This window comes from Pseudomonas shirazensis (assembly GCF_014268785.2).
Classification (GTDB): Bacteria; Pseudomonadota; Gammaproteobacteria; order Pseudomonadales; family Pseudomonadaceae; genus Aquipseudomonas; species Aquipseudomonas shirazensis.
In genome coordinates, this window is sequence record NZ_JABWRD020000001.1 from 1,823,236 (window position 1) to 1,835,672 (window position 12,437).

Sequence of the window (12,437 nt, forward strand, 5' to 3'; positions counted from 1 at the left end):
CCATTTCACACACGGCTTCCAGCCATTGTCGGGTCCTCCGTGGCCCCTGACGTCGATTCATCGAAGTTCACTTGCCCGGGCTGATGGCCTGGGCCACGTCCTGACCGTTGACCCGGCCCTTGAGCACACTCGCTGCGGTGGGGACTGCGGGCACTGGCCAACGCATGCTGGCGCCGGGCAGCACATAGCCAAGCAGGCCTTCAACCACCGGCTTGTCCTGGCCGGCCTGCTGCAGCACTACATCGGTCAGGCGCGCGTGGACCGGGCCGCTGTTGCGCAGCTCGACGAAGGGCTTGCCCTGCACATTGACCGCGCGCCAGCTCAGCTGCGGCTTGCCGACTCCATCGGCACTGCGCTTGCCTTCCGGGTCGGGTTTGCCCCACAGGCCTTCGCCATACACGAACAACGGCACCGAATAGCGCATCTGCAGGCGGATCGCCGCCGTCGGTGCCTGAGTACTGGCATCGACCGGCAAGGGTGAGGGGATTTCGTCGATGATGATGCGGTAGGCCTGCTCCTGACCGGCCGGCGAGCTGCCGGTACGGGTCAGCCGGATCAGCTGCTTTTGCCCCGGCGCGATATTCGCCACCGGCGGGCTGCCGATAATCTCGCGCTGGGCCTGGAACTGCTCCTCAAAGCCGCCCTGGCGCCAGGCAAATACGCGCACCTGCAGGTTGGCCGGCGTAGTGCCGCGGTTTTCCAGCCACAGCGCTCCCGCCTTCTGATCTGCCTCCAGCACCGGGTCAATTGGCCAGATCAGCACTGAGGTTGCCGCCGCGGCTGGCTGACTGGCCAGCAGCAACCCAACGACTATTGCTTGCGCCCACTTCGCGCCTGCCCCCATGCCATTCTCCTTGGTTTGTTGTGTTGATCCCTGCGTTCACCAGGTCACCGTGACCTGCACGACATCGGTATAGGTACCTGCCGGCAATGTCCCCGGCAGCTGCGTGCGACCGTAAACCGGCAGCTTGATCGCCGTCGGGTCGCTGTAGCTGACCGACGTCACCTGGCCGATTGCAAGGCTCTGACTGAAGCCGGCGTCGCGATACAGTTGGTAGGCAAGCAGTTGCGAGCCACCGCTGCGCTTCAGGTTGCGGGTCCCGCCGCTGTTGTTCTGGCCACCGTCCAAGGCCATGCTCAATGCCACCCCCGGCGTGCACTGGAAGCTCACCGTGCTGCCACCCAGCGCTGCGCTGACGCTGGCCTTGGACAGGGCTGATTGCGTGCCGAAGTCGAGGCTGCCGTAAGCGCTCACCCCGCCCACAACCAGGCACCCGGCCACGACCTGCGCGCTGACCTGAAAGGTACTGGTGGTCGCTGCATCCAACGGCAACGCCAGCACCAGGCCCAGCCCCGCCGTGGTTACGCGCACCCAGCGATTCATGGCTCAGAACGTCAGCTCGACGGCAACCGTGTCGGTGTAGGTGCCCGCCGGCAGGCCAGCCTTGCCCTTGGCCTGACCATACAGGTTGACGGTCTGGGCGGCGCCGGTACTGGTCGGCACGGCAATGCTGCCGTCGATGGCCAGCGGCACGGTGTGTCCGGCATCGGTATAGAAGTCATACGGCACAAAGTTGCCATTGCCGTCGGCCAACGCCCGCGTCCCTCCCGTCGACAAGCCATCATGAGCGCCGGCGCGCACGCGAATTGACGCCCCGGTGCCATTCGAGCAGAGGATGCTCATGGCGCCGCCACCCGGGCCCATGACCTGGGCATTGGCGGTACCGAACAAGGCGTCCTGAGTACCGAAGTTGAGGTTACCGAAGTTGACCCCGGAGGTACCGGCACTGCCGTTGACCTGGCAGGCGGCGATCAGGGTCAGGGTCGAGTTGATGGTCCCGGTCACAGTGGCTGCCTGAGCCTGGGACGCCAGCGCCAGGGCGAGCCCGGCGAGTACTGAGCAGGTGAGGTGTGTGCGCATCGGATTCTCCTTGGGTGTTACCAGTCCAGGGTCACGCTGAGGGTGTCGCGGTAAAGACCGGCGGGCAGCGCGCGCGGCTGCGCGATGACCACGCCGTAGATCGGAATCGGGATCTGCTGGCTGCTGTTGACGGTGAAGGTGCGCGCCTGGCCTACCGGGTAACGGCTGTTGCCGGTGGGATCGACCGCCAGTTGGTAAGGGATCATCTCGCGACCGTTGCTCAGCCGGCGCACACCATCGCCACCGTTCTGGCCAGCATTGATGCGCACGCTGAAGGCGCGCACCGACGGCGTGCAACTGATCTGCAGGCCACCATCGCCTGCGATTTCGTCGACCTTGCCCTGCAACGGCTCCTGCCAGCTCGGCCCGCGCGAACCAAAGTCCATGACCCCTGGCGTACCCAGCGTCGCCGGTGGCTGGTCGCTGCTGATCTGGCACGCAGCACGGATCACCAGGCGCGCTTCGATAACCCCGGTGGTGCTGCCATGCACGGCGCCTGGCAGCAGCAGTGGGCCCAGGCTCAGGAGCAGAATGCCTGTGCGACTCATGACGTTGCCTCCTTGCTCATGGCGATGCCCCTACCAGGTGACCGTGACTTTCAACAAGTCGGCGTACAGGCCAGGCCGTGGCACCCAGGCCAGGCTGTCGATGCGAGCATACAGCGGCAACTCGACCGAGCCACTGTCTGGCACCCGCGCCGATTGTGCGCCGCCAACACTCAGCGGCTGGCGCCAGCCTGCGTCGCTGTAAAGCCGATAGGGAATGGGCCTGGCTCGCGCATCCGCGCTGGCCAGGAAGCGCAGCTCGCCGACGCCGCCATGCTGGCCGCCGTCGACGCGGATTTGATAAGGCGTGTCTGGGTTGCATTCGAGCCGTGGTGGCCGCGGGCTGAGCAGCACGCCGGTCAACGGCGCAGCGGCGCCGTCAAGGCGTGCTGCGCTGCCAAGGTCGATCTGGCCCAATGCTTGCGCCGCCGCATCGCGGGGTTGGTTGACCAGCATGCAACCACGCTCGACCTGCACCCGCACCTCGACCAGAAAGTCCGCCGCCAGGCTGTTCACGCTCAACAACAGCCCCGACCACATGGCCACTCCGCGTACTTCCACCGCACTATCCCTGTTCCAGGCCCTGTTTCCAGGCTATGACCTTGAGGGTAGCAGCGCAGTCTGATCCCGCCGGGTTTGCCCTACCCTTCATTGGCATTAACAACAATGGCTTAGGTGGCTATTTGCCGCGTTAAAGGCCACCCGTTCCGCACCTTTCACGGCACTGCACGCTATTTTTGTACTCTAACCGGCGAACCCCTGAACTAATCAGACCTCAAATGGCCATATGCCGGCAAAGCAGCCGACAATCTGATACTTTTGCAGCAGCAACATCCTGTGCCATGCGCTTTCCGCCGGGCGAGGACAGAATTACCAGGAGTACCTCTTTGACAACTGCCCACACCGCATTCGACCAGGCTGTCGAGCGCTGCGCCCAGGAGCCTATTCAGGTCCCCGGCAGCATCCAGCCGCAGGGTTTCATGCTGGTACTCGACGAGCAGGACCTGTGCGTGCTGCAAGCCAGCGAGAACGCTGAGCGCTGGCTTGGGGCTGCGGCGCCCGAGCTGCTTGGGCGCACCTTCGCCGAGCTGATCAGCGACAGTTTCGACCTGCGTGCACAGATGCAGTATCTGCCGGTCGATGAGGTATTCCCGTTTCATATCGGCGACGTTGAACTACGCCAGCCCAGCCCAGACTGCAGCCACATGCGCGTACTGGTGCATCGTCACGACCAGGTCCTGATCACTGAATTCGAACCGATCCGCACGGCCAGCGGCCCGTCCGGGCATGGCGATTACTACCCGCTGGTACGCGCCTTCGTCGGCAGCGTGCTCAAGGTCAGCTGCATCGTCGAACTGTTGCAACAGTCGGTCCTGCAGATCAAACGCATTACCGGCTTTGGCAGGGTCAAGGCCTACCGCTTCGATGCCGAAGGCAACGGCGAGGTACTTGCCGAAGTCGCCGACCCCGGCTACCCGAGCTATCTGGGCCTGTGCTTCCCAGCCTCCGATATTCCACGCCAGGCCCGCGAGTTGTACCGAGTCAATCGGATTCGGGTCATCGAAGATGCCAACTACATTGCCTCGCCGCTGTATCCCCACAGCAACCCGCGCACCGGCAAGCCGCTGGACATGAGCTATGCGGCGCTGCGCGCGGTATCGCCGGTGCACCTACAGTACATGCGCAACATGGGCACCCTGGCATCGACCTCTTTGTCGATCGTGGTAGACGGCAAGTTGTGGGGGCTGATCTCCTGCCATCACGACCAGCCGCACGCCGTCGACCTGCCCACTCGCACGGCCTGCGAGTTGCTGGCCAGCGTGCTGTCGCTGCAGATCGAATCCCGGGAAGCGCACACCGGCACCCAGACCATGCTCGACATGCGCCAGCGCATCGTGCGCATGCTGGCTTCGATGGCCGACCACGACAGCGTCAGTGCTGGTTTGAATGCCTTGCCCCAGGTCCTGCTCGATTTTGCCAGTGCCACCGGCGCGGCGATCATCAGTGCCGAGCGCTGCGACCTGATCGGCGTGACGCCGCCCGCTGCGCAGGTCAATGCGCTGGTCCACTGGCTGTCGCAGCAAGACGCCGAGTCGGTGTTCAGCAGCGACAACGTGCGCCGCGACATCCAGGACTTACCAGAGCTGGCCAAGCACGTCGGCGGTGTGCTGGCGGTGGCGATTTCGCAGATTCACTCGCACTATCTGGTGTGGTTCCGCCCCGAGCAGGTACGCACGGTCAACTGGGCCGGGCGCCCGGAAAAAGCCATCAGCGCCGCGGGCAGCCTCAACCCGCGGCACAGCTTTGAGCGCTGGCAGGAAGACGTTGGCGGTTACTGCGAACCTTGGGACCCGCTGATCATCGAAGGCGTGGCCGAACTTCGCATAGCCGTACTGGGGATCGTGCTGCGCAAAGCCGAAGAGCTGGCGCAACTGGCCGGTGAGCTGCGCCAGTCGAACAAGGAACTCGAAGCGTTTTCCTACAGCGTGTCGCATGATCTGCGCGCACCGCTGCGGCACATCGCCGGCTACACCGAACTGCTCACCGAAGTCGAAAGCGAGAACTTCAGCGAACGCGGCCAGCGCTTCCTCAAGCACATCGAAGAAGCCGCGCACTTTGCTGGCACACTTGTCGACAACCTGCTCAATTTTTCCCAGATGGGCCGCTCCGCCCTGCGCATGTCGGATGTCGACCTGAACGCCCTGGTCGAAACCATTCGCAACGAGCTGGCACCGGATTTTGCCGGTCGTACAATCATCTGGGATGTGGAAAAACTGCCCAAGGTGATCGCCGACCCGGCGTTCATCAATCTGGCACTGCACAACCTGATCGCCAACGCGATCAAGTACACCCGTGGCCGCGAACCTGCGCGTATAGAGATCCGCGCCAAGCAACACCCGCACGAGACTGAAATCTATATTCGCGACAACGGCGTCGGCTTCGATATGGCCTATGCCAATAAGCTGTTCGGCGTGTTCCAGCGCTTGCACCGCATGGAAGACTTCGAAGGCACCGGCATCGGCCTGGCCAGCGTGCGCCGGATCATCGAACGTCACGACGGCCGTGTCTGGGCTGACGGCGAGATCAATCAGGGAGCGTCGTTCCATTTCGCCCTCCCGCGCCATTCATCGAACACCTGAGGTAACGTATACATCATGCTAAAACCGATCTTGTTGGTCGAAGACAACCCCAGGGATCTGGAGTTGACGCTTGTCGCGCTGGAGCGCAGCCAGCTGGCCAACGAAGTCATCGTACTGCGCGATGGCGCCGACGCCCTCGACTACCTGTTGCGCCGCAACGGTTACGCCGAGCGCGACGATGGCAACCCGGCCGTGCTTCTGCTCGACCTGAAACTGCCCAAGGTGGATGGCCTGGAGGTGCTCAAGGCGGTGCGCGAAACCCCTGAGCTGCGCAGCATCCCGACGGTAATGCTGACCTCCTCGCGGGAAGAACCCGATCTGCTGCGCGCCTATGAGCTCGGGGTCAATGCCTACGTGGTGAAGCCGGTCGAGTTCAAGGAATTTGTCACGGCCATCTCCGATCTGGGGATCTTCTGGGCCGTCCTTAATGAACCGCCGCCTGGCTCTTTGCGGCTGACTCGGCGTGGTAACAATTGAGTCCAACTAGCATGTTGTCAGGCCCGCTCAAGCTACTGATGGTCGAAGACAGTTCGATGGATGCCGAGCTGACCTTGTTGCGCCTGGAGCGCAGCGGGCTGCACATCGAGTCGCAACTGGTGTTCGACCATATTGGCGTCGAGCATGCGCTGCACCACGGCCGTTTTGACCTGATCCTGTGCGACTGCGTGTTGCCTGGCTCGTCCGGCATCGAGGTGCTGGCGATTGCTCAGCGGCTGGCGCCAGATGTGCCGTTCATCTTTCTCTCAGGCATTTATGGTGAAGAGCACGCGGTGGAGATGATCCGCCTTGGCGCCACCGACTATGTCCTGAAGAAGAACCTGCCGCTGCTGCCCAAGGCCGTGCGCCGGGCGCTGACCGAAGTGCAGGAGCGCCATCGCCGCCGCCGCGCCGAGGAAGCGCTGGCCGAGCTTGAGGCGCGCGCCCGGTTTGCCATCGATGCTGCGGGCATGGGTACCTGGGACTATCGCCCGCAGGAAGATCTGCTGCTCTGGGATGACCGCTGCAAGACCTTGTTTGGCCTGCCTGTCGACACTCAGATGTCGTTGGATGTGTTCTACGCAGGTATCTATCCCGAAGACGTCGCGCTGGTTCGTGACGCTGTCGAGCAGGTCATGCAGCCCCAGGCAGGCGGTCACTACCGGGTCGAGTTTCGTATCAATCAGCCTGACGGCCTCGAGCCGCGCTGGTTACTCTCGAGCGGCCAGACCCAATTCGTCGACGGCCGCTGCCTGCGCTTTTCCGGCGTATTGCAGGACATTCATGAACAACGCCAGGCGACCACGGCGCTCAAGCAGCTCAACGAGATGCTCGGCGAGCGGGTCGAGCGGCGTACCCGGGAGCGCGATCGCTCATGGGAATTGTCCCAGGACTTGCTGGCGGTACTGAACAGAGACCTGACCCCGGTCGCGCTCAACCCAGCCTGGGAAGTCAGCCTGGGCATCTCACGTGAACGCCTGAGCCAGACCACCCTGCTGCAGCTGCTACCCGAGCCGGATCAGGAAGCCTTTCTCGCTGAGCTGGCAGCGCTCGGCCAGGGCCGCACCAGTGCCCGCTTTGTAGGGCGCATTCAACATGCCAGCGGCCAACAGCGCTGGTTGTCGTGGGTGATCGTGCCCGAGGACACCCTGCTCTATGTCGTCGCCCGTGATATCACCAGCGAGCGCGAATCGTCGATGGGCCTGGCCGAGGCCAACATGCGCCTGCGCGAGCAGATCGATGAGCGCGAGCGTATCGAAGCGGCGCTGCAGCAGATGCAGCGGCTGGAGGCAGTCGGCCAACTGACCGCCGGCGTCGCGCACGACTTCAACAATTTGCTGACGGTGATTCTGACCGGCGCGAGTTTCCTTGAGCGTGACCTGCAGAAAGAGAACTACGACAAGGCCCGCAGCCGCCTCAAGCACATCCGCGAGGCTGGCGAGCGCGGTGCCAAGTTGACCTCACAGTTGCTGGCCTTCTCCCGGCGCCAGCGGCTCGAGCCTGTGCCGCTGAACCTCAACCAGACCCTCACCGGCCTGGAAGAGCTGCTGCGACGCACCTTGGGCGGCAATGTCTCGGTACGCCTGGATCTGGATGCCAGCCTGTGGCAGGCACTAACTGACCCGACCCAGACCGAGATGATCATTCTCAACCTGGCGATCAACGCCCGCGACGCCATGGCCGATGGCGGCCAGCTGATTCTGTCGACGCGCAATACGTTGATCACAGAACGCGCCCAGCGACCGGAAGACCCGGAGCCTGGCGAGTACGTGATGCTGTCGATTCGCGATACCGGTTGCGGCATGAGTGAAGAGGTAGTCGGCAAGGTATTCGAGCCATTCTTCACCACCAAGGACATCGGTAAAGGCTCGGGCCTTGGCCTGGCCCAGGTGTTCGGCTTCGCCAAGCAATCGGGTGGCGGCGTGTCTATCGATACTGCGCCTGACCAGGGTACCTTGGTGTCGGTCTACCTGCCTGCGGTCAAGCAGCCTGTAGCCGTCGAAGCACCCGCGGCGCCTGCGGCGCCAGCCCTCTCGGCAGAAGGCCGTGATCGCACCGTGCTGTTGGTGGATGATGATCACCTGGTTCGCGACATGATCGGCGAGCTGCTGCGCTCGCACGGTTATCAGGTACGCCAGGCGCACGGTGGCGAGCATGCCCTGTGCTTGCTCGATGAACACGTCGATGTGCTGCTGACTGACTTTGCCATGCCCGAATTCAACGGCGCGCAGCTCGCGTTGGCGGCGCGTGAGCGCTTCCCGCAATTGCCGGTGGTGATTCTCACGGGCTATGCCGAACTGCAAGGCTTCGAGCTAAGCGACAGTGTGGTCATTCAGAAACCGGTACAGGATCAGCTGCTGGCGAAGACCCTGGACGATTTGCTGGGCGCGGCCTGAGCACTGCGCTCAGCCGTTGCTCAGCAACTGCAATACGGATGGGGAGCGTTGGCTGGATTGCCCGGGAATAGAGAGAGGGTAAAGCGAGGAAAATAATGGCAGGGGCGGCTGGATTCGAACCAACGCATGGCAGGATCAAAACCTGCTGCCTTACCGCTTGGCGACGCCCCTGTATCTGATGCAACGAGTGCAATGCACTGTCGCTCTAACAATTCCCGTGGCTGACAACATGAGTTGTTGTCGGGGAATGCGCGGCACTTTAACAACAATCCTTGATCATGAAAACCCCTCTTTTAAAAAAAATCTCAAAAAAACAGCAAGTTAGTTAGAAGCCAGTCGCGGTGCGACCGCCTGTCGGCAAAGCTCGCCCAGCTAAAAACCAAATCCGCGCAGCCCTGCTCAATAGTCAGGTAATCCCAGCGCTTACAAGGAGGGCGTCATGCCAGTTTCCCATGATCTGTACCAAGACCTGCACTACCCACGCGAAATCGTTCAGCAGCGCCGCCAGCAGGATCAGACCCTTGATCGCCTGCTCGACGAGTACGTCGATATCGACAACCAGGTGCTGGCTGCCGAGGCCATCTCGGCGGGCTATACCAGCGATGATGACCTGCATCGCCTCAAGGAACGTCGCTTGTCGATCAAGTATATGATCGACCGTCAGCTCAAGCGCGAGGACTGAGGCTGTTCATTTGGCAGTGGCGCATGATTACTGCCAGCGGGCACTGACCGGTCGGTAGCCGCCCACAATCGCCTTGCGACCCTCCGGGATGATTGCCTGCCAGCGGTGCTTGCGGTGAAAATGGTCACTCACTGGAGGGCGCCAACCGCCCTGCCCCGCCTGCGAGGACCCCCCCGCTTGTCTGCCTGGATTTCCACGCCGCTTCGCCACTTGCGCCGCCGCTCGCGTACCGATGCGCAAGGCGATTGCCAGCTGTTGAGCTACTTTGAGGACAAGGCCAGGGAGCGCGGCTATAGCTTGAGCGAAGGCCAATGCCGGGTTATCGAGCGCATGACGCAACAGTTTGCCGCGCTGGCTGATGGCCAGGCGCGCAGCTTGTATCTGTATGGATCGGTTGGCCGCGGCAAGAGCTGGCTACTCGATGGCTTTTACCAGGCGCTGGAGGTGGAGGCCAAGCTGCGCCTGCACTTCCACGATTTCTTCGCTCGTCTGCATCAGGGCATGCACCGCCATCGCGGCGCCGACAATGCCATGGCGGCGACCCTGGATGAACTGATTGGCGACTGCCAGGTGCTGTGCTTCGACGAGTTCCATGTGCACGACATCGGCGATGCGATGCTGCTCACCCGGCTTTTCAGCGCGCTGTTCGAGCGCAATGTATTTGTCGTCCTGACCTCCAACTATGCCCCCGAAGGCCTGCTGCCCAACCCCCTTTACCATGAGCGGTTCTTGCCAGTGATCCGCCTGATCAACAGCCGCATGCTGGTGATGGAAGTGGGCGGCGACATCGACTTTCGCAGCCTGCCGGCCAACCGCGCGCACCAGCGTTTTACCCAGGGCCACTACGTATGGCCCGGCACAGCTGAGCAACGCCTGGCCCTGGCGCTGCCTGAAACCCAGCCGCTGACCCTGGACATCAACCATCGCCCGCTGCGCGCTCTGGCCAGCCAGGATCGACAGGTGCACTTCAGCTTTGTCGATCTGTGCGAGCAGGCCACGGCAGTGGCGGATTATCTGGAGCTGGCCAGCCGTTACGATCGCTGGATCATCGACGACCTGGAAGACCTGGCCGAATGTTCGCTCGCAGCGCAGCAACGCTTCGTCAACCTGGTCGATGTGCTGTACGACCAAGACTGCGAGCTGGTGCTGATTGGCCGCTATCCGCTCGAGCAGAGCCTGGGTGGCGCCATTGCCGACCTGATGCGCAGCCGCAGCCGTCTCGGCCAGCTGCATCAGATCGGCACGACTGTGCTTTAACCTGCTCGGGGCAGATCTGCCAGCACCGCTTCGATTTCGCCAAGCACAGCCGGGTCATCCAGCGTTGACGGTGGTACATAGGCCTGACCGTCAGCGATCTTGCGCAGCACCGCGCGCAGAATCTTGCCGGAGCGTGTCTTGGGCAAGCGCTTGACCAACCGCACCCGGTTGAAGCATGCCAGCGCACCGATCTGCTCACGCACACTGGCAACCAGTTCAGCCTGCAATTTTTGCTCGGCTAGCTCTTCGCCGTCCTTGAGTACCACCAACGCCAGCGGCACCTGGCCCTTGATGTCGTCGTGCACACCGATCACCGCGCACTCGGCAACCGCCGCATGGCGGGCGACCAGATCTTCCATTTCGCCGGTAGACAACCGATGCCCGGAGACGTTGATGACGTCATCGGTGCGACCCATGATGTAGACGAAGCCGTCATCGTCCAGGTAGCCGCCGTCACCGGTATGGTAGTAGCCCGGATAGGTGTGCAGATACGCCTGCAGATAGCGCTGATGATCACCCCACAGCGTCTGGCTGCAGCCCGGCGGCAACGGCAGGGCGATGACGATCGCGCCCTGTTGATTCGGCCCGAGCAAATGGCCGTCGTCGTCCAGCACCTGCACGTGGTAGCCCGGTACTGCGCGGTTGCTCGACCCCGGGCGCGCCGCACTGCCTTCGAGGCCGACACAGGGGGCGGTCACCGGCCAGCCGGTTTCGGTCTGCCACCAATGGTCATGCACCGGCTTGCCTGTGACCTGCTCCAGCCATTGATGGGTGCTTGAATCAAGCTTTTCCCCGGCCAGGAACAACTGGCGCAGGGAGCTCAGGTCATACTCGGCGAGCAGTTCGCCATGGGGGTCTTCCTTGCGGATCGCGCGCATCGCCGTCGGCGCGCAGAACAAGGCATTCACCTGATACTGCTCGACCACCCGCCAGTACGCGGCGGCGTCCGGGGTGCGGATCGGCTTGCCTTCATAGAATACCGTGGTGCAACCAGTCATCAGCGGCCCGTAGACGATCAGCGAGTGACCGACCACCCAGCCCACATCGGAAATCCCCCACCAGACATCGCCCGCCTGCATACCATAGATATGGCGCATGGTGTAGCTCAAGGCGACCGCGTTGCCGCCGTTTTCGCGGACGATGCCCTTGGGTTTGCCGGTGGTGCCGGAGGTGTACATGATATATAGCGGGTCGGTTGCACTGAGCTCGACCGGCGCCGCAGGCTGCGCGTTGACCAGCGCCTGTTGCCAGTCCAGGTCACGCCCAGGCTGCAGCGCGGCCTTTGCCTGTGGCCGCTGCTGCACCAGCACGTGGCGGGGCTGATGGCTGGCCAGTTGCAGGGCGCGGTCGATCAGCGGCTTGTATTCGATGACCCGATCAAACTCCAGCCCGCAGGAGGCCGTGAGCACCAGCGTCGGCTTGGCATCATCGATACGCAGGGCCAGCTCGTTGGCGGCAAAACCGCCGAACACCACCGAGTGCACTGCGCCAATCCGCGCGCAGGCGAGCATGGCCATGGCCGCCTGCGGCACCATCGGCATGTAGATGACGACACCGTCGCCCTTGCGCACGCCCAACTCGCGAAGCAGCCCGGCCAGCCGCGCCACCTCATCGCGTAACTCACGGTAGCTGAAGCGCTGCTGGGTGGCGGTTACCGGCGAATCGTAGATCAACGCGGTCTGCTCGCCACGGCCTTGTTCGATCTGGTAATCCAGGGCCAGGTAGCAGCTGTTCAGGCGCCCGTCGGCAAACCAGCAATGGCTGCCGTCGGTGTTGTTGATCAGGGTCTGGCGCGGCTTGTGGTACCAGGCCAGCTGGTCGGCCTGCTCGGCCCAGAAGGCCACAGGGTCGGAAATGGAACGGGCGTAGCTGTGCTGGTAGGTCATGTCAGTCGCAACCCGATACTTGTTGTTATTGAAGGGCGAGCCTGCAGTATGGACCTGCCTGACGCCCCTGCCATGGGACTAAAGTCCATAACCGACCTGCAAATTCGCAGCAGCAGGCTCTATCAAGGCGGCG

The 12,437-nt window shown here is 62.9% G+C and carries 11 protein-coding genes and 1 tRNA gene; 5 read left to right on the top strand and 7 right to left on the bottom strand.

What is annotated here, in order from left to right:
• Positions 1–67: 67 nt before the first annotated feature.
• Genes HU736_RS08270 through HU736_RS08290 form a run of 5 tightly spaced genes read right to left on the bottom strand, consistent with a single transcriptional unit; the run spans position 68 to position 3,006 of the window.
• Positions 68–844, bottom strand: coding sequence for a fimbrial biogenesis chaperone (locus HU736_RS08270; RefSeq protein ID WP_101320958.1), 777 nt, complete (start codon positions 842–844; stop codon positions 68–70).
• A 36-nt stretch (positions 845–880) separates the two neighbouring features.
• Positions 881–1,384 carry a Csu type fimbrial protein gene (locus tag HU736_RS08275; RefSeq protein WP_186699360.1) on the bottom strand — a complete coding sequence of 168 codons (504 nt, stop codon included), beginning with the start codon at positions 1,382–1,384 and terminating at the stop codon, positions 881–883.
• Between the two features lie 3 nt (positions 1,385–1,387).
• On the bottom strand, positions 1,388–1,921 hold the full coding sequence (locus HU736_RS08280; RefSeq protein ID WP_103437931.1) for a Csu type fimbrial protein: 534 nt from the start codon (positions 1,919–1,921) through the stop codon (positions 1,388–1,390).
• A 17-nt stretch (positions 1,922–1,938) separates the two neighbouring features.
• Positions 1,939–2,469 carry a Csu type fimbrial protein gene (locus tag HU736_RS08285; protein ID WP_103437932.1) on the bottom strand — a complete coding sequence of 177 codons (531 nt, stop codon included), beginning with the start codon at positions 2,467–2,469 and terminating at the stop codon, positions 1,939–1,941.
• Between the two features lie 30 nt (positions 2,470–2,499).
• Positions 2,500–3,006 carry a Csu type fimbrial protein gene (locus HU736_RS08290; protein WP_103437933.1) on the bottom strand — a complete coding sequence of 169 codons (507 nt, stop codon included), beginning with the start codon at positions 3,004–3,006 and terminating at the stop codon, positions 2,500–2,502.
• 347 nt (positions 3,007–3,353) lie between these two features.
• Here HU736_RS08290 and HU736_RS08295 point away from each other — a divergent pair, with 347 nt between their 5' ends.
• From HU736_RS08295 to HU736_RS08305, 3 genes are read left to right on the top strand one after another with little or no spacing between them, the layout of a single operon-like run.
• Entirely contained in the window at positions 3,354–5,606 is a 2,253-nt protein-coding gene (locus tag HU736_RS08295) for an ATP-binding protein (protein ID WP_437180450.1), read from the top strand.
• Positions 5,607–5,621: 15 nt separating this feature from the next.
• Positions 5,622–6,083 carry a response regulator gene (locus HU736_RS08300; RefSeq protein WP_103437935.1) on the top strand — a complete coding sequence of 154 codons (462 nt, stop codon included), beginning with the start codon at positions 5,622–5,624 and terminating at the stop codon, positions 6,081–6,083.
• Between the two features lie 11 nt (positions 6,084–6,094).
• The gene (locus HU736_RS08305; RefSeq protein WP_103437936.1) at positions 6,095–8,479 is read left to right on the top strand and encodes a hybrid sensor histidine kinase/response regulator; all 2,385 of its coding nucleotides are present in this window, start codon (positions 6,095–6,097) and stop codon (positions 8,477–8,479) included.
• Between the two features lie 96 nt (positions 8,480–8,575).
• Here HU736_RS08305 and HU736_RS08310 read toward each other — a convergent pair.
• Positions 8,576–8,650: transfer RNA gene (locus HU736_RS08310), tRNA-Gln, on the bottom strand.
• A gap of 268 nt (positions 8,651–8,918) precedes the next feature.
• Here HU736_RS08310 and HU736_RS08315 point away from each other — a divergent pair.
• Both HU736_RS08315 and zapE read left to right on the top strand, forming a co-directional pair.
• Complete coding sequence (locus HU736_RS08315; protein ID WP_101320974.1) at positions 8,919–9,161, top strand: DUF465 domain-containing protein; 243 nt, start codon at positions 8,919–8,921, stop codon at positions 9,159–9,161.
• A gap of 177 nt (positions 9,162–9,338) precedes the next feature.
• On the top strand, positions 9,339–10,418 hold the full coding sequence (gene zapE / locus HU736_RS08320; protein ID WP_186699364.1) for a cell division protein ZapE: 1,080 nt from the start codon (positions 9,339–9,341) through the stop codon (positions 10,416–10,418).
• Here the strand turns inward: zapE and HU736_RS08325 are convergent.
• Positions 10,415–12,304 (bottom strand): propionyl-CoA synthetase, encoded by a 1,890-nt coding sequence (locus HU736_RS08325; RefSeq protein ID WP_186699366.1) that lies wholly within the window; start codon positions 12,302–12,304, stop codon positions 10,415–10,417. The two genes, zapE and HU736_RS08325, sit on opposite strands and share 4 nt — an antisense overlap.
• Between the last annotated feature and the right edge of the window lie 133 nt (positions 12,305–12,437).

Bases quoted from the DNA above. Each gene is read 5' to 3' on its own strand.
- HU736_RS08270 (WP_101320958.1), bottom strand. From the start codon at position 844: ATGGGGGCAGGCGCGAAGTGGGCGCAAGCAATAGTCGTTGGGTTGCTG.
- HU736_RS08275 (WP_186699360.1), bottom strand. From the start codon at position 1,384: ATGAATCGCTGGGTGCGCGTAACCACGGCGGGGCTGGGCCTGGTGCTG.
- HU736_RS08280 (WP_103437931.1), bottom strand. From the start codon at position 1,921: ATGCGCACACACCTCACCTGCTCAGTACTCGCCGGGCTCGCCCTGGCG.
- HU736_RS08285 (WP_103437932.1), bottom strand. From the start codon at position 2,469: ATGAGTCGCACAGGCATTCTGCTCCTGAGCCTGGGCCCACTGCTGCTG.
- HU736_RS08290 (WP_103437933.1), bottom strand. From the start codon at position 3,006: ATGTGGTCGGGGCTGTTGTTGAGCGTGAACAGCCTGGCGGCGGACTTT.
- HU736_RS08300 (WP_103437935.1), top strand. From the start codon at position 5,622: ATGCTAAAACCGATCTTGTTGGTCGAAGACAACCCCAGGGATCTGGAG.
- HU736_RS08305 (WP_103437936.1), top strand. From the start codon at position 6,095: ATGTTGTCAGGCCCGCTCAAGCTACTGATGGTCGAAGACAGTTCGATG.
- HU736_RS08315 (WP_101320974.1), top strand. From the start codon at position 8,919: ATGCCAGTTTCCCATGATCTGTACCAAGACCTGCACTACCCACGCGAA.
- HU736_RS08325 (WP_186699366.1), bottom strand. From the start codon at position 12,304: ATGACCTACCAGCACAGCTACGCCCGTTCCATTTCCGACCCTGTGGCC.